Source organism: Sphingobium sp. VMM (assembly GCF_056790315.1).
The window spans coordinates 13,117-33,640 of record NZ_JBXGSI010000026.1; the positions used below are offsets into that span (position 1 = coordinate 13,117).

Consider the following 20,524-nt stretch of genomic DNA (forward strand, 5'->3'; position numbering starts at 1 on the left):
ATCAGGCCGCGATCGGCAGATCGGGTGGAACAAGAGCGAGGAGACTTTCCAGCGTCACCGGCGCGCGGCTTGCCCGGCGCGTTCGCGGTCCCCGGCTGGGCCTTGCCGGATCATTGAACCGGTAGCCGATGCACGCCGCATGCTTGCCGATCACCGCCGGATCGCGGCCGAGCGCCTGTGCTACATCGACCATCGAAACGCCATGGAGCCAGGCGCTGCGGATAGCCCGGTCTTCATCGCTGCTGAACGGGCGCATGAACCCGTGGACGAGGCCCAGATGATTGGCGCGGTAGAGCACGGCGCGAAGCCCGCGCCCCAATGCCTTGGCGATCTCGCGCGTCGGGATTTTGCCATAATCGGCGCGCAGACGCGCTTCATCCTCAGCGGTCCAGACCGGCCCCTGCCGAAATCCGTCACGGCGAACATGCGTGCCGCGAAGCTTCAGGGCTTCGGCGCGCCATCGGATGGAATGGGACGAACGGCCCAGCCTTTCCCGTAGCGGCGTGAGACTGGCGCCGGTCGCATAGGCATGGCGGAGCAGATCATCCTCTTCCGCGATCCACGCACGTCCCCAGCCCCGTCCATAGCCGAACAGGCGCAGGCGCTGCCCCAGGCTGCGGCTGTTGCGCTCGGGAAAGCCTTCGTGGGCCAACATCCGGGCAATGGCCATATAGCGCGCGCCCGTGGCGGCGAGGTTGAGCGCACGGGTCATTTCCGCGTCGCTCCAGTCGTCGGGCTGGCAGGCATGACGCAGGCCCAGCACCGATGCGCGCGCGATGACACCGCTTAGCGGCCGCCCGATGAGGCTCGAAATCTGGGCGACCGGAACGCCCTGTTCATAGCCGGCGCGAAGTTGCGCATCTTCCCATCCGCTATAGGGTGGGGACCCGGGCTCGGACAGGCCGAGCAGCCGCGCGCGGGCATAGAGGGCACTCACGCCCCGGCCGAGCCGGGCGGCCAGCGTTGCCGTCGGGACATGTGCGTAGCAACGTGCCATTTCCTCGTCGTCCCAGTCGTTCCAGGATCGCCGGGAGTTGCGGCGCAGGCCAAGGTCATGGATACGCGTGGCGACACCTGCCCGGGACCTGCCGAGCACGGCGGCGATCTCGTCGATCGTGCGATCTTCGGCAAAGGCGGCGCGCAAGCGATTTGTCTCATCGGGGAGCCATGCGTCCGCACGGAAAGCCAGTTCGGAGAGCGGCGCGGTTGGAGCGGTTTCCGCTTCGGGGACAAAGGGGGTCAGTTCGACGATATCGGCGTCGAGATCGAAGCTGTTCTGGGTCATGGTGGGCGCCTCTCAGACCAGGCCGACGACGGGCGTATCGACGACGCGCAGGCGCAACCGGGCCGACAGACGCGCAATACGCGTATCCCCCCGCGGCATCGTGTCGGACGCGCCGATGGCAGCGAGCAGATCGAGCCCGGCGTCCACATCGTTGGCGGCTAGCGCGAGATGGCGCGCAAGATCGTCGGCCGTGGTGGCATTGGGCGCTATGTTGCCCAAGGCCCCGACAATGCGCGCGGCGGCGGGAGCGGCAGGGTCGAGCAGAAAGGCATCGAGCGCACGCTGCCCCCGCATGGCGGCATGGCTGGTCCTGCTCGGTGCGACCTCGCGCAGATTTTCAAGGTCGAGCAGAGTGCGGCTCTCGTCCGGGTCAAGGTCGGCCGCGGCCACCAGATCGGGCGTGCGGCCGATATGCGGTGTGATCGTCGGATCGATTTTGGCGAGCACAGGCGTTGCGGCCAGCGCGGGACCGAAGGCGAAGAACTCGCCGGGCGGAAGCAGGCGCAGCAGCGCTGCCTGATCGCTGCCGAACCCGAGCAGGTCGGCGGCGCGCGCAACATCGCGGTCGAACACGTTGAGGCCGATCAGATGATTATGCAGTTCCGAGACCACCGAACTGGCGAGTTTCGCGAGGCGCTGCGTGGCGATGATCGTGCCGATGCCGCGCTTGCGCCCCCGTGCACACATGTCGGCCAGCGTGGCGACACCCAGGCGGCGGGTTTCCGCGTCGCGAGCGGACGCCGCCATATGCGGTGCGAGCAGATGCGCTTCGTCGATGCATACCAGCACCGTATGCGCCCAATGTTCGCGTTGGGCGGAGAGGAGCCCCGCGAAAAAGGCGGCGGCCTTCTCGATGCGGTGATCGGGTTCAAGATCGGTGAGATCAAGGTGCAGCGCAATGCGGTGCTGGCGCGTGCGGAGCGCAAGGGCGGTAAGGCCGTCATTGGCATAATCGCGCGCGACAACCGTCGTGGCACCGATATGCGCGGCGAGATTGGCGAACTCTCCCTCCGGGTCTACGATGATGGTCGTGAGATAGTCGAAAGCTTCCTCGATGATCCGGCGCAGCGTCTGGCTCTTGCCCGCGCCGGATGATCCCTGGATGAGGCAGCGGCCCGACATCAGTTTGCCGAGATCCAGTTCCAGGGGGCCGGTCGAGCAATGGCCGAGCGGGACGCGGGCGTCGCGTGTGAAATTGCTGATGGGAATGGTCATCGGGCATACTCCTTCAGCGGCCGCAAAAGGCGGTCGTTCGCGTTGAATGTGGAGGGGGAGTTCAGGCGGCGATCGCTGCCGGAAGAATGATGGGTCCAGCATTGCGCCAGTCATGACCGGCCGCTTCCAGGGCATCGGTCACGACAGCGAACTGGCGGTCGCCGTCATCGTGGAGGATTCCCAGCGCGCAAGCGTCGGCCATCACCTGGCTGAACAGGCCGGCTCGATAGGCGTCGAAATCCTGCCCGGCTCCGAAAGGCGCCTCGCAGGTAACCCAGAGCGAAGCCTCGATTTCCCGGATCAGTGCAGACGCGCGGTCCAGTTTCGGATCGTGGAACAGCGAGCAGCGGCGCAGCAGAAGCTCAGGCGCCCAACAAGGGCCTTCCGGCTGGTCGATCTGCTGTGCGGCAGCCTGCCATCCGGTTTGCGACAGCGTGCCGGGTGCCAGGAAGGCGACGATATCGTTGAACCAGCGCAACTGATGCATGCAATGGATGCGCGCGCCGATGGCGTCGCACCGGTCCAGCGCATCGGGATAGTCGGCCTCGAGCGCCGCTTCCAGTTCGGCGGGTGTCAGCGCGATGAAGCAGGCACGCTGCTGCGGATCGGGAACGGCGCGGGACGCGTAGAGATTGGCCAGCGTGACCGGTGCAGATGCGGGAGGCGGAGCTTCGACAAGGGCAGGCGCCACCGCGCGCCAGAGCGCATCGGGATAATCGCAGAGGGCGACGACATGTTTAAGCGTGCCGCTGTCGTCAGCATCGATCAAGTTGAGCCGCGCGCCGCCCCGGATCGATGAAACGGCTGCTGGATCGAATAGGGCGACCTGCAAGGCCGAGCGTTCGAGGCTGCTGAGCGCGACATGGGTGACAGGATGGTCTATGGAGCCTGATGGCATGATCATGCTGAAACCTCCTTGGTTTCAACGGTCTCCACGACCGATGTCGTGTCGTTCTCGCAGGCTTCGCAAAAGGCAGCGTCGAACACCGAGCCGAGTACCCAGTCCTGGATGTCATCGTCCCAGCAGGCCCAGGCGTCGCGCATCACATCAGCGCTGCCGCATGAACCGCATCGAAGGGCGGTTTTCCCGGCCACAGGGCTGGCGGTGGCCACCGGTTCGGCAAGATCGCCGGAGTTCTTTGGCGCGACTTCCGTCATCTCGGGAAAGACCGGAAATCGATCGCAAGGCGGTTCGTCGCGGTCGAAGCTGATCCAGTTGGCGCCGCTCTTGCGGGCGTCAGTCAACAGAGCCCAGAGCTCAGGGGAAAGTTCGTCGGGGCGCTCGGGCCAGTCATCGAGCAGGCCAAGATGGATCCAGAAGCCATATTGATGTGGTTCGATCGACAAGAGCGGGTGATCGACGATGATACGGCCACCTTTTCTGGGCGCGTTCCGGATCAGACCGTCAATGGTGTCGCGCTCGGCCAGGGGAAGATGCGCCGTCGAGCAGGCGCAGACGGGGAAGCGGCGCATGGCCGGTCTCCTTCATAGATGGTGGACAGGAATAGCGGGAGCGCCAGGCGCTCCCGGCGGCAGTTCAGTTCGACAGGAAGTCGACGGTGATGCCGCCGCGCTCCGCGTGAATGACGACCTTGCGATCCTGCGGGATCAACCAGACCAGATGATCCCACGCGCTCATATTGATGGCTTCGAGGATAGCGGCATCGTCTCCGAGAAGGATCCGGGTCGCTTCGTGCTGCGCGTCGCGCTCGAAGGCGCGGGACTGGGTTTCCCAGCTATCGCAGTCGCTGTCGTCACTCGAACAGAAGAGGCTCGCATAGATCATGCGGCCCAGCCGAGAGGGTTTGATGCCACCCTCCTGCGCCGCGAAGATGAGCGCCTCCTCCATATCCCAGCCGCCGTTGCGGCACACAAGAGCCGGGATTTCGACGGTATGGACGCTGTGCGATGCACCCTCGTTCCCAATCCGGGCGACAATCAGTTCCACCACGATCCTGTCGCTGAGGCCTGAAGCCATATCAGCAGGAAGGCAGGTCTCGTCGTCATAGCGATATTCCGCGCCATCACGGTGAATGCGGAAGGAGATCTGCTCAATGATCGGCAGTGCGTCATACCAGGCGTAGCCTTGCAGTGGACGTTCCGCTTCGACCAGTTGAAAGTCCCGAAGCGGTATCTTGTCCCGGGCGAGCGCCAGAGCCTGCGCGATGTCGGGCTCCAGCGTGGGAACAATCAGCATGGCGCCCTCGGGAGCCATCGTTGCGCTGGCGCGTCCATGACAATCATCGGCCGTTTCCGGGCGCCAGGTTGAAAGTCCGGAGCGCGCCTCAGGCAGTTCCACGCCAAGTTCGCCTGCCCGTTGCCAATTGGCAAATGCAAGACGATGATCTGCCTTAGTGCCGATGGCTTTGTAGATGGCGCGTTCCGCGGCTTCGCGAAGGGCCCGCAGCGCTGTGCTTTCGATGACCTGCTTGCGGGCAGGCAATAGCAAATGGATATCGGGCGCGTCGACAATATCGATCCGGACGGCCCAGTGATCGAAACTGTCCTTGACCTCGCCAATTGTGGGCAAGGCGCATTTGACACGCAAACCGTGAAAGTTGATGCGGCGGCCATGTTGCGAGTCTGCGTCGAGATTATAGACGCCGATACGGCATCCACAGGTTTCCTCGACGAACAGAGCTTCCCGCAGAAAATCCTCTCGCGGCTGCAACACCCCGTTCATCGTTATCGGCAGGGGAAAGTGGAGCGCGACATCCGCGACAATGCCGTTCAAACCCAACTGCCAGTCATCGGGCATTTCGATAGAGATCAGCGTGCCCCAGCTAATCGTGCCCTGGTCAAGCGGTAGCGGTGCGCCGCTGTCCCAAGCCTGTGCCGGGATGCGCACTTTCCATGCCGTGCCGGCCGATGGTGAGAAGGACTGGATGTCGACGGTGCGGCCGGCAAGGCTGAACATGCCCATGCCGGCAGGATCTTCGGACCGCGCGATGTCATGGTCCCAGCCCGAATGCCCCAACATCAGCAGGGCAGCCGGATCGTCGATGCCGCAACCATCGTCGCGGATGTGCAGAAACAAGCGGCCATCCTGCCGGGTGAGATCGATGGCGATCCGCGTGGCGCCGGCGCGCCTCGCATTCTGGCACATTTCGTGGAGGCAGTCCCGACTGTCGCCCGAGAAGAGACGCGATGCGCGGCGGATCGCGTCCTGGCTGACGGCGGTCTGGATGGTGGCGGGAAGAGGCATGATCATCTCCGGTCTCGGCGACGGACCCTCTGTCCGCCTCTCTTGCGCCGCCCCCCTCCCCCTTTCATCCCGGGTTGCAGATGCGAGGCGGACAAGACGGTTGCCGCCAGGATGCCCCTCCTGCAAAGAGAGGGCGATGAGCCATTCAAACGATGTAAAATTGCGCGACCTTCTTCGGCGATTACCCGACTGGATGAGAAAGGATCTGGCCTCGAGCGATGTGACCAGGCGGGAGCGCGCCGAAGATGCGCTTCAGGTCATGCTGCTGCCGTTGCTGGAGCGCGGGGCCGGCGGCCCATGATGGGGCAAGGGCAGGATATGCTAGCGAGCAGCCTGATCGTCGGCGAGGAAAGTCGACCAGTCCCCATATAGCATGCCGCCATATTCGATGAGATCGTCGATCACGTTGAATTGGCAGTCGCAAAGCGGTCCGTGAGCGTTGCTGACGCCGCCGGCGCGCCACTGTGCCATGACCTCCGGGAAAAAGCGTTCCATCACGTCCGGCGCCGCGGCGAATTGCAGTTGGCTCATGTAAGTCACATGGATCGACGCCAGCGGTCCGATCACGGGGCCATCGCTGCCCCAGTCCTCCATCTGCTCGCCGGCCGTGGCGCGGCCATGATAGAGCCGAAGATAAAGCTTGCCCGTTTCCAGCGGCAGGGCCGCTAGTGTCGGCGGGGTGCGTGCGCTGTCCGAACGGCAGGGTGCAGTAGCGTGCTCAAGCATTCCAATCATCGGGTTTCCTTTCGACTATGGGATCACCAGTCGTGGACCGGCAAATCATCCGAGCGGTCACCGTCGCAATCGAGGAGCAGGAACTGGAAGCCCCGGCTGCGGCCGAACGTCATCAGGCGCAGCAGGTCTGCCGGCAGTTGCGCCTGGCGCTCTTTGTCGAGCGAACGGGTGGGAATGAACCAGCCGTAGACGGAGGCGGCGATGTCGATCGGCCGCTCGGTCGGTGGCCAGGATGCCCAGCCGTCGAGAAGGCCGGCGGTCTGGACCGTCAGATGCGCGGTCGAGAGCACGCAATAGCGTCCCGTTTCCACAGATTTCGAAGCGAAGCTTGTATGGAGAAGCGGCGGCATGACCTGCAGTAGGTCTTTGGCGCATCCGTCCGATGGGTGCCCGTCGAAATAGATGGCAATCACGGTTTCATCGTCCAGCGCGGCGGGATCGCGCTCGTCGCCAGCTTCTTTCCACCACTCGCGGCACCAGGCGGCGATTTCCGCGTCCAGCGTAGCCTCATCGATCGCGGCATGGATATTGGTGCCGTAGCGGTGCTCGATAGCGGCGGCATGAAGCTTGACCGGCCAGGGCAAGGGCGATCGTTCGATATGGTCCTCGGCACTGCGGATTGCCGCGATCAGTTCGCTACGCGCAAGGTGTGCGAGGTTATCGGGATAATGGATGGCCGAGCGTGCCCGCATCAGCAAGGCGAGATGATCCTCGCGGCTGGCGATAATTGTCGGTGCCGACGGTGGCTCTTTCCCGATGCCGGTTGGCCCAGCCTGTGCAGCGGCCTGTCCGGCCGCATCGACACGCAGGACCGGGTGGTGCGGATGGGACCAGTCGACGCTTTCGGCCAGCCATCGGCCGATATAGGCCCCGTCGAGACCGAAGGGGCAATCGTCATCGACGTGCTGCCATGCCCGTTCGACGGTAGCAGTCCAGCTGAGTATGATGGGACGCAGGGTCTCTGCCCCAAGCCTGTCGAACGCCCTGCGGATCGCCAGGGCGCGTTCGAGCGCATCGGGATCGGCGGCAGGCCGGTCACGCAAGGTCAGGACCGCCTCCCATAGGCAGGCGGCGATTTCGAGATGGAAGGGGGCATAGCGGGTCATGGGCTCAATCCTGGTTCAGGCTGCGCGGCGGTGATCGTTGAGACACAGGCCGAGATCGGTGGCGATCAGCGTTTCGATCCGGGGTGCGAGACTATCGAAGGCAGCATTGAGATCGATGCCGGAGATGCGATGGCGGACCTCGCCGGGCTCATGGTCGAGCAGAAGCATCGGCGGAACGAGACGAGTGGTCATTTCAGGGAAAATGGCCTGCAGGATGATGGCCTCGACACGGCGCGACACAAGGTTGAGCCGCGCGGCCAGGCCGCAATGCATGGCGAGATAGCGCTCGAACCAGCGTCTTGGCGCCAGCACGTCGGCGAGCCGGGTACAGGGCAGCCGTCCAGCCGGTGTCGGGACATGAAGAATGACGACACGATGCCGACGGTGGGCGGCAAGCTGGTCCAGCGGGACGAGAACCCGATAGCTGTAAAGCGGGGCCTGTCCGCTGATGCGGGTCCTGCAGATGATCATATCCATCGGGCATTTCCTTCATATGCGTGCGCAATGCTGCTCGCGGTTTCACGCACGCCCCCTCCCCCTTCGCTCCTCGGCCCGGTCGTGAAGGTGATCCAGATGGTCTGGAAAATTGGGCCGCAATCCGCTGAAGCGGTTATCAGCCTCCGATGCCGCCGCCATGAGCGGCGGCGTTGTCGTACATTGGTTTGTCGCCCGGCCGCCATGGGACGGGATGCCAGATACGGCCATTGTAGCTGATGCGACCGATGATGACGCCCTCGCGGATGAGTGTGGCTTCCGGAAAAGTGCTGGCGCCAAGACCGGTCTGGTCGCGGCGTTCGCAATAGTGGCGCGACGCATCTGCGAGTGTTTCCACCATGATGTCTGGATATCCGGCTTGCCTGACGATCAGGAACAACCGGTTTTGCTGGCCTGCTTCTGTATATGGCACTGTCGCATTTGGGGGCATGGCCGCGTTCCTCAATGGCAGGGCATTATGGGCGGAGAACGTCATAGCGAGGGTCGCATCCTCGCTCGCCGGGGTAGAGACCCATCGGATCGGGCAGGAGGAGCTGGACGACGGCATATTCCTCATGGCCAAGAAAGCGCCCGACCTGGATCGAGAATGTGCTGCGTGCCGTCGCTCCGGCAAGGCGCGGACGGATCGGGAAGGCGCCGCCGATATCGATATCCTGGTCGGGCACCTGCTCCGTCTGGCGCATTCGCCGAGCAACTTCGTTGAGAACCGACGCCATCAGGATCGGCGCGAAATTACCGATGATCAGCAGTTCGGGCAGGCCAAGGCGCGCGTTGTCGATCGTGTAGGGCAAGCCCGGCGTGTCGGCGTCGGGGAAGATTGCGAAAATATGTTGGCCCGCCCTGTCGATGTTGGATTGAATGACGGCCATGTTGGTCGTGAGGATGGTCATGATGGGTTTCCAGTTTCGCGATGCGAGCCGGCCTCGCGTCGTTCGGGACAGGTCAGTAGTGCGGAACCGCTGACGCGAAGCGGCGCAGCATTGCCGCCATATGTTTGCGTAAATGCGCCTTGTTGGAGACGATCGCTTCAGGCTTGAGCGGTTCGCCCTGCGGGGTCATGAAGCCCGTTGCGGATGTGCCGTCTGTGCATTCGACGACGATTTGATGGCCGCGCGGCCGGGCGGGACCGGCATAGCGGGCCGTGAATTCGCCAAGACGACCGGAGAGACCCCGGGCGATCTTCGTCCAGCAGATATGGCCGCCGGCCATGGTTTCGCCGGCATCCAATCCACGATCGAGCCACATGCGCAGCTGACCGCGCTGCTGGATCACAGAGTTTCGCGTTCTCTCCATGGTGCGGCATAGCGGAAGCAGGTCGGCATGGCGGTCGATCCAGTCGAGATCCGCGCCGTCCGCAAAAACCAGAAGATCATCAGGATCGATATCAGCGAGCAGGACAGGCAATGGGCTGAGCGCACGCGCCGTTCCGGCGTTGCAGACACTATTCCATAGGCGAAAACCCTGGCCGGGAACGGCCAGAATGACTGTCATCCCCTGGTGACCTGGGCGGGACTGGAGCATGGCGGGAAGGTAGAGACCGGTGTCCGCCGCGGTGGCCTCGCCTATGATCAGCAGGCGCCTCGACCATCGCGTGGGGCGCGGCGCGTCGGTGGGAAGAGGCCAACGGCTCGGAGGCGGCCGGGACACCGGCTGGTCAGGGGCGTTTCGTACCTCACGCGGCACCGCGGCCGCAGCGGCATAGGCACGCCTCGCAGCATCGAACGGGTCGTCGAAACAGCCTCCCGCGTCGCGAAAGCCCTGGGCGTAGGCACGCTCGAGAGGGTCTGCGTTCGCGCCACCCGGGGTACGGAAGGATCGGTGCGGTTCCCAGCCTGAAAGTGCCGCGACAGTGCCATCGGCATATTGAACGGCCTCGTCCCAGTCATATCCATGGCGGGTCCGGGCCTGCAGGATGACATGATCGCGCGTGTCGGCGGCGCCGGCGGCCGCACGGCGCTCGATGAAGGCGAAATTCCGGCGTTTCCTCTCGCGTTCGCCCTCCTCCTGGATGGCGTCGTTGAGAGGACGGAGCGCTGCGACCCGTTCACGAATGCGGGCCATCCGGTCCTGCGCTGGCGCCTCAATCGGGAGATCCGGGAAGTCAGCCCATGCGCGAGCCAGTTGCTCTGCATGATGCTCAGGGCGGCCGCGCGTGATCCAGCATCGCGCATCGGCGGGATCGAAGACTGTCGGGGCTTCAGTCATGGCAGTTGCGGCCGGCCGCGTCATAATGATCGGGATCGGCTGCCCCGACATGCCATCCGAACATCGCGCCGGCCTGCATGGCTGCGATCGCGGCAGGCGCCGCGTTGAAACTGGCATTGAACGCATCGACGGCGATGAGCGAGGGCATTGGCCAATATCCGGTTTCGCCGCGCTTGATGACGATGGTCTCGCCGGTTTCCGGATGGGGACAGGCGCACATGTCTGGAAGCTTTTCCAGATTGGCGAGGCGGCGCCCTGCGTTGTCGAGGCGGAGCTTCGGCAGGTCCCATAGCCAGGACGGCCCGAACTGGTTGCGGATCATACGAAGCGATGCGCTATCCGGCTCCCGCTCGTCATCGCCGTTCATCCATTTGAGATTGAGCGCGTCCTTCCAGCGCCTGCCATGGCGCGCGCGGAAATCGAGCAGCGTACGCCACATGCGATCGTCGGGTTCCTGCATGATGATTTCCTTGGTCGGCACCGGCCACTGCGACACATGCTGCAGCGCAGTGGCCGGCGTGATCGCAGACCCGTGTCAGGCTGGCCTGACGGTGGCGGTGCGACGCAGATCGGGAATGCGCGCATTATCGTAGACACTGTTCACCGACATATGCAGCGCCTGCTGCTGCGCGCTGAACCATGTCGCGGCCGGAATCCGATATGTCTCGATGGCGAAAGGGTCCGACCCGCTGAAAAAGGCGACGTCGACAGTGAATTCCTGGAGAGGGGCGGATTTGTGGGGACGCATGAGGGCATCCTTTCATGAGAAAGGGCATCCTGGCGCGGGACCAGGATGCCGGACTGGAAAGGGAAGAAGGGTAAGAAGGCCAGACGTCAGAGCGCCTGTTCGAGGAGCTTTCGGGCCTTGGTTTCCAGTTCGAGGCGGCTGTCCTGATGGGGCTTTGTCCGGGCGAGCGCGGTTATGCCCTGCACGAAATCGTAAATGGATTCAGGCGGCCGGCCTTCCTCGGCAAGCACGGTCTGGATGATCTTTGTGGTTTCCGCCTTCGAGAAGCCGCGCCTGCGCAGGAAAGGCTCGCGATCTTCCTCCTTGCGCGCGACGATCCGTTCGCGCGCCGCCTTGATGCCGGAGATGAAATGCGACGGCGAGGAGTTCGCGAAATGCTCGAGCGCCGGCGCCGCCTGATGGGCAAAACGGGCGGCGGCGAATTTCGAGTGGCGGATGTTGACCTCCTCGAAATTCTCGACACCCCAAAGGCACCTGTTGGCGCACACGCCGCGTAGGTAAAAGGTCGCGATGCCGAGGGTTTTCGAGCCGACCTCGCTGTTCCAGGCATAGAAGCCCCGAAAGTACAGGTCAGGATCGCCATTGGGCAGTTTTCCTGCCTCGATCGGATGGGTATCATCGACGAGGAACAGGAAAATATCCCTGTCCGAGGCATAGAGTGTCGTCGTCTCCTTGGTGATATCCACATAAGGGTTGTAGGTCATGCTGCCCCATTGGATCGTACCCGGAACCTTCCACCGCGTATCGCCGACGCCATCACCGGCAAAGGCCATCACCGCCTCGACAAGCTCCCAGTCGAAAATGCGGCCATATTCGGAACCGGTAGCGGCCCGCAGTTCGGTCCTGCCGTTGTCGGTCTGCAGCAGTTTGACCTGCTCTCCGCGGTGGGTCATGAGCCCATTCTGCAGGTTGATGCCCGCAAGGGCGGCGGGAAGCTGGCGCAGATAGGAAGCCGGCGCCCCGACGAGGCTCGACACCTGGCCGAAGGACCAGTTGGTCGGCGCCAGCGGGCGATCGTCGCCGGGCGCCATCAGCATCAGGCGTTCGGGATTGTCGCTTTTCGCCTCGACCCGGATCGCCCGGCTTTCGACGATGCGCGTGGTCGCCCGGTCCGCGCGGCCGCGCACGGCATCATAGAGGCTGGTCAGCGAGAGATACTTCTCATCGTCAGGGCGTGAAAACCATTCCGACGACACGCGGCTGTTCATTCGGCCGCGCGAGACATCGATGCGATAGGGGGCGGATATGGGGGGCGCTTCGTTCATGCGGGCAAGGGTCGCCATGGGAACCATCTCCTTGAGAGTGAGGAACGACGGGACGATCCACGTCTCCCGTCACATTCCCGCCCCTCCCTTCCCTTTCCGGTGTCTTGCGATCCCGGCTTCGCAATGCCCGGATTTGACGCTAGGATAGAGGCCGCGTTCCAAATCCTCCTTCTGGCTCATCCATCGATCGCCAGGAGGTCTTTACAGTGACGACGTTCGGTATATTGGTCCGGCTGATCCGGCTGATGCTGTCGGCGGACCTTGGCGCCAGGCGGAGCCTGATAGAGGCTTTTGCCCTGGAAGCCCTTGTGATCGCTATGGGTGTTGCCGGGCCCTATGCGCTCAAGCTGTTGATCGACACGCTGGCCGGACCAGCGGCACCGCCCTTGCAACTGCTATTATACATCCTGCTGTTCGTGGGATGCTGGGCGGGTGGCTCCATTCTGGAAACGGCCAGGCTCTCCTGCACTGCCAAGATGGTCGATGCACTGGGCCGACGGCTCGCCACCGATGCGCTTGCCGCCGCCCTGCCTCAAATCACCGCGGCGCGCGACAGCCGGAGTGGACGCGTTCCCGGCATGCTGGAGCGATTGCCCTATAGCCTGACGCTGGTCGTGGAAGGATTGATCTGGCGGCTGGGGCCCGTCTCTCTGCAGGCTGTCGCCAGTCTCGCGGTGATCGCCAGCCTGATCGAACCGCGCTATGTCCTGATCCTCGGGCTTACGCTTCTGGGATTTCTCGGGGCGACCTGGATGGGGGCGGCACGCCACCGTGTGCATGCCGATGCGACCAATGCGGCTGCATCGCATGTGTCCCGCACGATCGGCGACATCGTCCGCAATGCCCGCCGCGTCATCCTCAACGGCGCCCTCGATCGCGAACTCCTCTATGTGGGCAGGACTTTGAGCGTCAGGCGGCACGCCCATGCGGACATGTACCGGTCGCTGACCGTCATGGCGTCGCTGCAATTCTGCATTGTCGGGGCCGGGCTTGTGGCGCTGCTGATGCTGGCCGGTCTCGACGTAGGCAAAGACCGAATGACGGCAGGCGAATTCGTGCTGCTGCAAACCTACGCCTTTCGGCTGACGGTTCCGCTGAGCGCGCTGGGCTACATCCTGGCGCAGGCGGGCGTCGCGATCGCGAACATCCGCGACGTGCTGGCATTGACGAATATCGATGGCGAGCCGGGTTGCTGGCAGCCCGACCGCTTTGCCAACGCCGATCTCGCCGCCGAAAATGTGAGCTTCAGCTATGGTGATGGCCTGCCCGCTCTCGCCGGGATTTCGCTGCACATCGCATCAGGGCGCTTCGTTGCGATTGTTGGCCCGAATGGTTCGGGCAAATCCACGCTTGCACAAATTCTGGCCGGCGTGCTCGCACCTGCTTCGGGAAAAGTCGAGATTGCAGGGGTCGATGTTGCGACGATCCCCTGGGGAGAACGTCATCGCTATATTCTTTATGCGCCGCAGTTCATCGGTCTGTTCAACCGGTCGCTGCGGGAGAATATCCTTTATCCACCGGCAAACCAGCCGATCAGCGACGTCGAGGAACTGCTTCATGTCTGGCGCTTCCACGAGCCTGGCAGATCGATCGACTTCGATATGGAATTGGGAGAACAGGGCGAGCGCCTGTCGGGAGGCCAGATCCAGAAGCTGGAGCTTGCCCGGTTGGCGGGGGTCGACGTGCCGGTCCTGATACTGGATGAAAGCACGTCCGCGCTCGATCCGCGCAGCGAGGCAGATGCGATCGCAAGGCTGCGACGCAGGACCCATAGCGCGACGACGCTCATCATGATCACCCATCGCCTGGCGACAGCAAAGGGCGCCGACCAGGTTCTCTTCATGCAAGGCGGGAAACTGGTCGGCAGCGGAACGCATGCGGAATTGATGCGGCAATGCGCGCCCTACCCGGCTCTGTGGCATGGGTTGCAAGAGTGAGGTTGGAGGACAGCATTGCGGCCAAGCTTTCCTAGGCTTTGCACATTGGCGTATATGTTCAATGGAAGGGGTTCCCGATGCCGGTAAAGCACAAAGATGATCTGTCCCAGAGGCGTGAAGCGGTCGTGGCCGCCGCAAAAGCGGCAGGATTGCTGTCCGGCGCGAACAGCCGGCTCAGCGCGCGCGTGCCGCGTGAACTCATCGATCGTGCCAGGATACGTAGCGGCATCGCCTCGACAACCGATCTCGTCGAATATGCTCTTGCCAAAGTAGCGCTCGAGGATGATTTCGGGGCAAGGCTGGCAGGTCGGAAGGGTTCTCTTCCTGCGGATATTGCGATTGGCGTTTGACCGCAAAGGCGTCGCTGGGGAGAGTGATGTGGGGACGTGCCTGAGCTTTCGCTGATCGGAGGTTTACCTGCTCGCGTCACACCTCATCGCGCAGAATGGAATAGACGTCTTCACCATATAGGCGAGCGGTCTGGCAGCTTTCATCCCAGAAATGCGTTCCGGCGCGGAGGCGCGCGGCAACCCAGAGTCCGGTGTCCAGGGTGCGCCAGGTGCCGATGGCGGTCCACAGTCCGTGCGGAGAATATTCAAACCAGAGCTGGCGACCGAGCTGGCCGCATTTCATCTGGAATGCCCAGCCGCGATGGTGGCGCTCGGCCCTGACCGCGTTCCCCGCATATAGTCCGGGCAGGATGCGTTTCATGCTTTCGCCGTGGCGGATCATGGAGAGCTTGCCGGGGACATAAGCGGTTCGGCCTGAAAGAGACCGGCCGCCCACTGCGCGATCCAGGCGTCAGAAATTTCGTCGTGCGAAAGCTGCCCATCCTCGATCAGAGCCCGGATTTCGGCGCGTGCCTGTGCAATCGCCTTCTCCCAGGGATCGCGTGGCGGGCGATCATCGGGGCCTAGTGGAAGTTCGCCCTGTGTGGGCGTGGGCGCGTGGGCAGACCGCGCATATTGGCGGCGGGCCCATCTTTCCATATGATCGGCGACGAAGGCGTCGGTCTTGGAGATGCCGCGCTGGCGCGCCTCGATCCTGCTGGCAATTCCGAAGGCCTGGCTGTCGACTGTCTGGATGCGATGTTCGAGCCCGCGCAGCTTGCTCAAGGCCGTGCCCTTTATGCCGAAACCATGTACCATTGTCCCGTCGCCGAGAATGCGATCGAGATGCTCGAAAATGGCGATCACGCCGTCACTGCCGCCGACGGGCCTGCGGCACATCGAGCCGATCCCGATCAGAGGCACGGCATCGATGATGTCGCCAAGCGCATCGATGCAAAATTCATAGTCGCCCGCAACCCTGCCCTGCACTACGGGCATGAAGCGATGGGCAATGCCGCGGTCATGCGCGCCGCGCCAGCAATCGCGATTGACCCGGATGGTTCTCGAAATCCGGTCCCGCACCTCTTCGCGATCGGGCGCGATTTCGGGTTCGACGCAATAGTCCATGCTGGCGAACCAGCGGAATGGATAGCTCGCGGCGAGATCGAGATACTCTTCCGTCGCCCATGGATATCCGCGATAATGGGATAGAGCCACGAATCCGGCGGAATCAAGTGACAGGCTGGACAATCCATCGGCATTTTTCAGCAGGTCGAGGCGCCATCCCTGCCATTCGGGCCAGCCCTTGCCGCGGTTCCAGCGCGACAACGCATTCGCGGAGATAAGGGTCGGCACCTGCATGGCACGGGCGCGGTTCAATATCGGCCCCTCGCGCAGGTGTGGCAGGCCTATGATGATCTCGATCGCCATGGGGCTCAGGCAACGCGCCAGCAGCACCAGCGCTCCGCGGCTTGCCGAGCACTTAGCAGACCATGATTTGCGCCGCACCATTTTCGGAAAGAGGGATCGAGAGCAAGAGCGGGGTCGCCGAGCCGCGCGATGACATCCTGGACGAAGGCGTCGGCCGGATCCGTGCCGAGCCCGGCGCGCGCGGCAGTGATCGCAGCCTGGAGCCGCGCCGCCATCTTCTCGGCTTCTTCGAGTGAAACATCCTCGACGGCGCGCATGCCGCCGCGCGGTCCGCAGATGGCCAGCGTTATGACTGTCATCCCCGCCGACGTCCGGCTGAGCGCGGTGATATGGACATGATGGAACATGCCAGTCTCCAGCAAAGTGAAATCCTGGGTCAGAAGAGGGTCAGCTGTTGCGGCATGGCCGGCGTCGAGGCGCAGGGTTCGCACAAGGGTAAAACCGGGTGGCGCATCGGGACTGGCGCGGGTGGCGCTTCGACAGGATGCACACGCGTTTCGCCAGTGGGCTCATGGCGTTGTCGACAGGCCAGCCGGGCGTTCCATCCACACAGAATATGGGCCGGCGTGTACCAATGCCCGGCTATCTCGCCCGAAAGGGAATTTCCGACCATGAGATGCGCCGGCACATGCAACAGCGAGAGCTGGACATAAGCCATGTGGATCGCGCGCGGGTCGATATCGATCGCGGTGACATGAAGATGGCGCTGATAGTTTATGCCGAGATCGCGCATGGCCTCAGCGAGCGCGATGACCATCGACCCCGCGCCGCACGCCGGCTCCATGGCGGTCACGAAGCCATGATCGCCGATGATCGCTTTCACGCTTTCCGGATTTCCGATGGTCACACCAGCCATGAAACGACTGAGCGTATAGGGCGTGAAGAATTGTCCCCTCGCCTTGTTGTGAAGTTCAAGGTCGTGAAACAGGGCGCCCAGCACGTCGCCTGGACCGACTTCGAGAGCCTGTACCAGTTCGGCGAGGACTCGCGGAAACAGATCGAGCACATCAGGCCGGTAGCGGCCGACAATGTCGAGATAGCGCGCTTCGCGCGGCTCACGTTGGCGCAGATCGACGCTATTGGCCATGGCGAGCGCCATCGCCTCCATGCAGTGACCGAAAACGGTGTAGAGGTCATGGCGCGGCTGGCTGCGGCGGAGCAGCGCTGCCATCGCCTTGAGATATACTATTCTGGGTGGCGATCCGCAGCGCGAGGATACGGTTGAGCCAGCGATGGATGGGAGGCAGGCGTTCCAGCAGTTCCCCGCCCTCGCCGCACAGTTCAAGTCCCGTCATCTCCTGAAAGGCCTCGAGCGACACACTGCGCAGCTTGCCCTCATAGAGGAGATGGAACCATTGCGTGAGCGCATCGCGCGCATGGTCCGATTCCAGATTGTCGGACGGGTCGAAGAGATTTTGCGATCCGGTCTGGCGCTGCCCCCTCGTCAAGGCGCCCAATGCTTCGAGGCCGCGGATGATGGTGCTGAGGAAGCGGCGCTCGCCGCGGCAATCGGTGGTGAGCGAGCGATAGACGGGCGCCGTCATCTGATTGGTGCGATGACTGCGCCCGAAGCCCTGCACGGCCGAGAGGATGCGGAAACCCAGCTCAAGAAGGAAATGCGCGCGCCGGCGGTGCGCGGTCGGGCAGTTCCGATCGGAATGCATGGACCGGCCGGTGCTGCCCGCAAGCGAAAAGGCGGCGATCGGCTTGATCCCATTCTGGAAGGCCTGGACTTCGAGGACGTTGGCGCGGGCGCCCCGCCTCTCGATCTTCTGCTTTCCGGTGACGTCGGTCACGATGCGCCGCGAGCGTCCGGTGATCTCGGCGACGCGGTCGGTTCCAAAATGCGCGATCAGGGCGTCCAGCGCGGTGGGAATCGCGGGGAGCGCGCACAGATCCTCGATCATCGCGTCGCGAGCAGCGATCGCCTGCCGGCACAGCACCGGATTTCCATCAGCATCGGTCATCGGTTCGGCACGCACGGCGCCATCGTCGGCACGAAAGACGCGCATCTGGCGGATGGGAAAGGCGTTCTTCAAATAGTCGATGAGGGTCTCTTTGGGGGAAACCTGAACATCCATCATTGCCCGCTCTTGCGCAGAGAGTTCGGAGAGCCGCCGATCCATGATGGCCTCGCCCGTGCTCGCGAGTTGCACCAGCACGGCGTTGTCCGACGCCAGTTCCTGTTCGATCGCCTTGATGAGCGAGGGAATTTTCAGGCTCACGAGAAGGCTGGAAAAGAACCTCAGTTTCGCGGACTCAAAAGCGCTTAGCGCAGATCCGCGTGCGCGCGCGTTCTGCGTCTTGCCCGATATCCGGTCGACGATACCGATCTCGGCCAGCACTTCGCGAAGTCCGCGGTGGATGATCGACCAACTATCCGCATAGGCGTCGTAGATTGCGATCTGGTCGGGTGTCAGCACATGTTCGAGCGGTTCATATTCGACGCCTGCGAAGCTCAGGGCCCGGGCGGTATAGAGGCCCATTGCCTTGAGATCCCGGCAAACGACCTCAAGCGCCGCAATGCCCCCCTCCTCCATCGCCTTCATGAACATGTCGCGCGTGGCAAAGGCCGTGCCGGGACCCCACAGGCCGAGCCGCACGGCATAGGAAAGGTTCTCGGGCCTGGCCGCACCGGTGGCGGACATATAGAGGATGCGCGCCCGTGGCAGGGCGTTTTGCAACCGGACGCCCGCGAGCCCCTGTTCCGACCCCTGCGCCTTCCCGAAATCCGTCTCCGTTCCGCCGGCATGGGCCATGGCATGAGATTCGTCGAAGACGATCACGCCGGCAAAGTCCTCGCCGGTCCAGTCCAGCAATTGCTGCAGGCGCGATGCAGCGTCATGGCGGGCGGAGCGCAGGGCGGCATAGGTCAGGAAGACGATGCCGCTTTCCATCGTGATCGGTTTACCGAGAGGGAAATTTGCGATCGGCTGGATATCGATGGCGAGACCGCCCAATGCCGTCCAGTCGCGCCGTGCGTCCTCGATGAGGTCGGCCATGGAAATCCAGATCGTGCGGCGATTGCCGCGGTTCCACTGGTCGAGAATGATACCGGCCGCCTCGCGGCCCTTGCCGACCCCGGTGCCATCGGCGATGAAGAAGCCGGTGCGATAGGGTTGGCCGTCCCCGTCCTCGATCAGTCGATCGCCCGCCAGATTGGCCGAGAAACGCCCCGCAAGATCGCGCTCATGCGCTTCGCCCGCATAGATGATGGTTTCGAGTTGCGCCTCCGACAGGGCCCTGATCGCCCGGTCCTGGAGTATCGGCTGATAGCGCGGCACCGGAAGCGACACCGAAGCCATGGCGATGGATTCAACCAGGTCGTCGGGATGCCGGGAGGCATTTTCGATGGCGATGCGCGCGAGGCGCCAGGTGGAATAAATGCCCACGGTCTCGCCAGGCGCAGGCGGCGTCTGGTGTGCGGCATAGCTGATCGGTCGCGCCTCATCCGCCGTGGCGGCGACCCGTGAGGGTGGCGCAAGCCTTTGGCCATTCATGCGCGCGAAGAGCATGGCGGGCGATGGGGCGGCCGGGACAAGTGAACGGGGCGTAGCGACGGCCGGCGGCGGGGCAAGCGGCGGCGGCTCCATGGGATCGAGCCGATCGGGCATGGCAAGCACGAGGCGCAGCGCGGCGTCGATATCACTGGCGAAATGGCGCTCGGGCGTGCCGGTCCATCCCTTGTCGAAGACCAGCAACCTTACATCGATCCCCGTGCCGTGTTTGGCGTAGGGACTGCCCGCAATGGTAATTTCGACGCGGGGCGGCACAAGTTCGGCGACGGCATTATAGCCAAGTGCTGCCGAGCCCTCGGGTGAGAAGCTGGTCGGCATGATCGCAACGCATCGCCCGCCCGGCGCGAGACAGGCCAGAGCCGCGCGCAGATGGCGCGCGCCGGCATGGCGATCGATCCCGCGTCCGTTGCTGCGGCTGAAAGGCGGGTTGATCAGCACCAGCGTCGGCTGCCGGTTGCTGATCAGCAGATCATGGATATGCTCGCCATCATGGCGGGTGACAATCTGGCCGAGATTCTGGGACAGGAGGTCGGCGCGGGCCGAATCATGTTCGTTGAGAAGCAGATGCGCGCCTGCCCGCAGGCCATGGACCGCCAGCATACCGGTGCCGGCCGAGGGTTCAAGCAGCATATCGTCCGATCCGCAGCGCCCCGCCATGCCCACGAGCCAGGCCAGGGTGATCGGCGTGCTGAACTGCTGGAGGTCGACCTGCTTTTCCGAACGGTAGGTCTGGGTCGGCAAGCTGCGCTCGAACTGCCGCAGGCCTTCGAAAATGTCGCTCGGCGTGCCATCCAGGAGCGGGTTTTGCGGATCAGCGAGAAGCAGGACCTGGGCGGTTTCCAATGCGTCATAGGCATCGCGCATTGACCAGAGGCCGCCGGCATCGTCACCGCCATAAGCCTCGGTCATCAATCGCTTGAGGCCCTGGCGACTGACGGAAGCGCCGCTTTGCAGGCGGTGGCAAAGAGAGCGGGCGACGTCGGACAGGCATGCAGCGCTGTCTCGGGTCTGCGACAGGGCAAGCTGGGGCAAGTTCATGGGTACCTCTTG

22 protein-coding genes are annotated in these 20,524 nt (G+C 63.6%); 3 read left to right on the forward strand and 19 right to left on the reverse strand.

Annotated elements, in window-relative coordinates; translation table 11 throughout:
- Position 1 precedes the first annotated feature (1 nt).
- The 5 genes from ACUCV3_RS24310 to ACUCV3_RS24330 all read right to left on the reverse strand — a co-directional run bounded on the left by ACUCV3_RS24310 (position 2) and on the right by ACUCV3_RS24330 (position 5,711).
- Entirely contained in the window at positions 2-1,285 is a 1,284-nt protein-coding gene (locus ACUCV3_RS24310) for a hypothetical protein (protein ID WP_482241239.1), read from the reverse strand.
- A gap of 12 nt (positions 1,286-1,297) precedes the next feature.
- Positions 1,298-2,500, reverse strand: coding sequence for an ATP-binding protein (locus tag ACUCV3_RS24315; RefSeq protein WP_482241240.1), 1,203 nt, complete (start codon positions 2,498-2,500; stop codon positions 1,298-1,300).
- 61 nt (positions 2,501-2,561) lie between these two features.
- Positions 2,562-3,404, reverse strand: coding sequence for a hypothetical protein (locus ACUCV3_RS24320; RefSeq protein WP_482241241.1), 843 nt, complete (start codon positions 3,402-3,404; stop codon positions 2,562-2,564).
- Positions 3,401-3,973 (reverse strand): DUF5983 family protein, encoded by a 573-nt coding sequence (locus ACUCV3_RS24325; RefSeq protein ID WP_482241242.1) that lies wholly within the window; start codon positions 3,971-3,973, stop codon positions 3,401-3,403. Before ACUCV3_RS24325 ends, ACUCV3_RS24320 begins: the two co-directional genes overlap by 4 nt.
- A gap of 64 nt (positions 3,974-4,037) precedes the next feature.
- Positions 4,038-5,711, reverse strand: a complete 1,674-nt coding sequence (locus ACUCV3_RS24330; RefSeq protein WP_482241243.1) for an ATP-binding protein — start codon at positions 5,709-5,711, stop codon at positions 4,038-4,040.
- A 130-nt stretch (positions 5,712-5,841) separates the two neighbouring features.
- Here ACUCV3_RS24330 and ACUCV3_RS24335 point away from each other — a divergent pair, with 130 nt between their 5' ends.
- Positions 5,842-6,006, forward strand: a complete 165-nt coding sequence (locus ACUCV3_RS24335; RefSeq protein ID WP_482241244.1) for a hypothetical protein — start codon at positions 5,842-5,844, stop codon at positions 6,004-6,006.
- A 20-nt stretch (positions 6,007-6,026) separates the two neighbouring features.
- Here the strand turns inward: ACUCV3_RS24335 and ACUCV3_RS24340 are convergent, their stop codons facing one another.
- The 9 genes from ACUCV3_RS24340 to ACUCV3_RS24380 all read right to left on the reverse strand — a co-directional run bounded on the left by ACUCV3_RS24340 (position 6,027) and on the right by ACUCV3_RS24380 (position 12,277).
- Positions 6,027-6,440, reverse strand: coding sequence for a hypothetical protein (locus ACUCV3_RS24340; protein WP_482241245.1), 414 nt, complete (start codon positions 6,438-6,440; stop codon positions 6,027-6,029).
- A 23-nt stretch (positions 6,441-6,463) separates the two neighbouring features.
- A complete protein-coding gene (locus ACUCV3_RS24345) occupies positions 6,464-7,546 on the reverse strand; it encodes a DUF5983 family protein (RefSeq protein ID WP_482241246.1) in 1,083 nt (360 codons plus the stop codon).
- A gap of 15 nt (positions 7,547-7,561) precedes the next feature.
- Positions 7,562-8,023, reverse strand: a complete 462-nt coding sequence (locus tag ACUCV3_RS24350) for a hypothetical protein (RefSeq protein WP_482241247.1) — start codon at positions 8,021-8,023, stop codon at positions 7,562-7,564.
- Between the two features lie 136 nt (positions 8,024-8,159).
- Positions 8,160-8,516: a hypothetical protein gene (locus ACUCV3_RS24355; RefSeq protein WP_482241248.1), complete on the reverse strand. Its 357-nt coding sequence runs from the start codon at positions 8,514-8,516 to the stop codon at positions 8,160-8,162.
- Entirely contained in the window at positions 8,497-8,931 is a 435-nt protein-coding gene (locus tag ACUCV3_RS24360) for a DUF4262 domain-containing protein (RefSeq protein ID WP_482241249.1), read from the reverse strand. The genes ACUCV3_RS24355 and ACUCV3_RS24360 overlap by 20 nt, the downstream gene beginning before the upstream one ends.
- 52 nt (positions 8,932-8,983) lie before the next feature.
- Positions 8,984-10,246, reverse strand: a complete 1,263-nt coding sequence (locus tag ACUCV3_RS24365) for a hypothetical protein (RefSeq protein WP_482241250.1) — start codon at positions 10,244-10,246, stop codon at positions 8,984-8,986.
- Positions 10,239-10,706, reverse strand: a complete 468-nt coding sequence (locus tag ACUCV3_RS24370) for a hypothetical protein (protein ID WP_482241251.1) — start codon at positions 10,704-10,706, stop codon at positions 10,239-10,241. Before ACUCV3_RS24370 ends, ACUCV3_RS24365 begins: the two co-directional genes overlap by 8 nt.
- Positions 10,707-10,781: 75 nt before the next feature.
- Positions 10,782-10,994, reverse strand: coding sequence for a hypothetical protein (locus ACUCV3_RS24375; protein ID WP_482241252.1), 213 nt, complete (start codon positions 10,992-10,994; stop codon positions 10,782-10,784).
- Positions 10,995-11,080: 86 nt separating this feature from the next.
- Entirely contained in the window at positions 11,081-12,277 is a 1,197-nt protein-coding gene (locus ACUCV3_RS24380) for a DUF932 domain-containing protein (RefSeq protein WP_482241253.1), read from the reverse strand.
- Positions 12,278-12,504: 227 nt separating this feature from the next.
- Between ACUCV3_RS24380 and ACUCV3_RS24385 the strand changes: the two genes are divergently transcribed.
- Together ACUCV3_RS24385 and ACUCV3_RS24390 are read left to right on the forward strand one after the other, a co-directional pair.
- Positions 12,505-14,196, forward strand: a complete 1,692-nt coding sequence (locus ACUCV3_RS24385; protein WP_482241254.1) for an ABC transporter ATP-binding protein — start codon at positions 12,505-12,507, stop codon at positions 14,194-14,196.
- Between the two features lie 77 nt (positions 14,197-14,273).
- Complete coding sequence (locus ACUCV3_RS24390) at positions 14,274-14,546, forward strand: hypothetical protein (RefSeq protein WP_482241255.1); 273 nt, start codon at positions 14,274-14,276, stop codon at positions 14,544-14,546.
- 76 nt (positions 14,547-14,622) lie between these two features.
- On the opposite strand, the gene ACUCV3_RS24395 is transcribed toward ACUCV3_RS24390, so the two are convergent.
- The 5 genes from ACUCV3_RS24395 to ACUCV3_RS24415 are packed head-to-tail and all read right to left on the reverse strand — an operon-like array spanning position 14,623 to position 20,512.
- On the reverse strand, positions 14,623-14,907 hold the full coding sequence (locus ACUCV3_RS24395; RefSeq protein ID WP_482241256.1) for a hypothetical protein: 285 nt from the start codon (positions 14,905-14,907) through the stop codon (positions 14,623-14,625).
- 17 nt (positions 14,908-14,924) lie between these two features.
- The gene (locus ACUCV3_RS24400) at positions 14,925-15,983 is read right to left on the reverse strand and encodes a deazapurine DNA modification protein DpdA family protein (RefSeq protein WP_482241257.1); all 1,059 of its coding nucleotides are present in this window, start codon (positions 15,981-15,983) and stop codon (positions 14,925-14,927) included.
- Entirely contained in the window at positions 15,962-16,303 is a 342-nt protein-coding gene (locus tag ACUCV3_RS24405) for a hypothetical protein (RefSeq protein ID WP_482241258.1), read from the reverse strand. The genes ACUCV3_RS24400 and ACUCV3_RS24405 overlap by 22 nt, the downstream gene beginning before the upstream one ends.
- Before the next feature lie 29 nt (positions 16,304-16,332).
- Positions 16,333-17,055, reverse strand: coding sequence for an N-6 DNA methylase (locus ACUCV3_RS24410; protein ID WP_482241259.1), 723 nt, complete (start codon positions 17,053-17,055; stop codon positions 16,333-16,335).
- Between the two features lie 34 nt (positions 17,056-17,089).
- Positions 17,090-20,512, reverse strand: coding sequence for a strawberry notch-like NTP hydrolase domain-containing protein (locus ACUCV3_RS24415; protein ID WP_482241260.1), 3,423 nt, complete (start codon positions 20,510-20,512; stop codon positions 17,090-17,092).
- Positions 20,513-20,524: the final 12 nt, after the last annotated feature.

Excerpts from the sequence above, each read along its gene's own strand:
- ACUCV3_RS24310 (WP_482241239.1), bottom strand. The coding sequence starts at position 1,285 with ATGACCCAGAACAGCTTCGATCTCGACGCCGATATCGTCGAACTGACC.
- ACUCV3_RS24315 (WP_482241240.1), bottom strand. The coding sequence starts at position 2,500 with ATGACCATTCCCATCAGCAATTTCACACGCGACGCCCGCGTCCCGCTC.
- ACUCV3_RS24320 (WP_482241241.1), bottom strand. The coding sequence starts at position 3,404 with ATGATCATGCCATCAGGCTCCATAGACCATCCTGTCACCCATGTCGCG.
- ACUCV3_RS24325 (WP_482241242.1), bottom strand. The coding sequence starts at position 3,973 with ATGCGCCGCTTCCCCGTCTGCGCCTGCTCGACGGCGCATCTTCCCCTG.
- ACUCV3_RS24330 (WP_482241243.1), bottom strand. The coding sequence starts at position 5,711 with ATGATCATGCCTCTTCCCGCCACCATCCAGACCGCCGTCAGCCAGGAC.
- ACUCV3_RS24335 (WP_482241244.1), top strand. The coding sequence starts at position 5,842 with ATGAGCCATTCAAACGATGTAAAATTGCGCGACCTTCTTCGGCGATTA.
- ACUCV3_RS24340 (WP_482241245.1), bottom strand. The coding sequence starts at position 6,440 with ATGATTGGAATGCTTGAGCACGCTACTGCACCCTGCCGTTCGGACAGC.
- ACUCV3_RS24345 (WP_482241246.1), bottom strand. The coding sequence starts at position 7,546 with ATGACCCGCTATGCCCCCTTCCATCTCGAAATCGCCGCCTGCCTATGG.
- ACUCV3_RS24350 (WP_482241247.1), bottom strand. The coding sequence starts at position 8,023 with ATGGATATGATCATCTGCAGGACCCGCATCAGCGGACAGGCCCCGCTT.
- ACUCV3_RS24355 (WP_482241248.1), bottom strand. The coding sequence starts at position 8,516 with ATGACGTTCTCCGCCCATAATGCCCTGCCATTGAGGAACGCGGCCATG.
- ACUCV3_RS24360 (WP_482241249.1), bottom strand. The coding sequence starts at position 8,931 with ATGACCATCCTCACGACCAACATGGCCGTCATTCAATCCAACATCGAC.
- ACUCV3_RS24365 (WP_482241250.1), bottom strand. The coding sequence starts at position 10,246 with ATGACTGAAGCCCCGACAGTCTTCGATCCCGCCGATGCGCGATGCTGG.
- ACUCV3_RS24370 (WP_482241251.1), bottom strand. The coding sequence starts at position 10,706 with ATGCAGGAACCCGACGATCGCATGTGGCGTACGCTGCTCGATTTCCGC.
- ACUCV3_RS24375 (WP_482241252.1), bottom strand. The coding sequence starts at position 10,994 with ATGCGTCCCCACAAATCCGCCCCTCTCCAGGAATTCACTGTCGACGTC.
- ACUCV3_RS24380 (WP_482241253.1), bottom strand. The coding sequence starts at position 12,277 with ATGGCGACCCTTGCCCGCATGAACGAAGCGCCCCCCATATCCGCCCCC.
- ACUCV3_RS24385 (WP_482241254.1), top strand. The coding sequence starts at position 12,505 with ATGCTGTCGGCGGACCTTGGCGCCAGGCGGAGCCTGATAGAGGCTTTT.
- ACUCV3_RS24390 (WP_482241255.1), top strand. The coding sequence starts at position 14,274 with ATGCCGGTAAAGCACAAAGATGATCTGTCCCAGAGGCGTGAAGCGGTC.
- ACUCV3_RS24395 (WP_482241256.1), bottom strand. The coding sequence starts at position 14,907 with ATGAAACGCATCCTGCCCGGACTATATGCGGGGAACGCGGTCAGGGCC.
- ACUCV3_RS24405 (WP_482241258.1), bottom strand. The coding sequence starts at position 16,303 with ATGTTCCATCATGTCCATATCACCGCGCTCAGCCGGACGTCGGCGGGG.
- ACUCV3_RS24410 (WP_482241259.1), bottom strand. The coding sequence starts at position 17,055 with ATGGCGCTCGCCATGGCCAATAGCGTCGATCTGCGCCAACGTGAGCCG.
- ACUCV3_RS24415 (WP_482241260.1), bottom strand. The coding sequence starts at position 20,512 with ATGAACTTGCCCCAGCTTGCCCTGTCGCAGACCCGAGACAGCGCTGCA.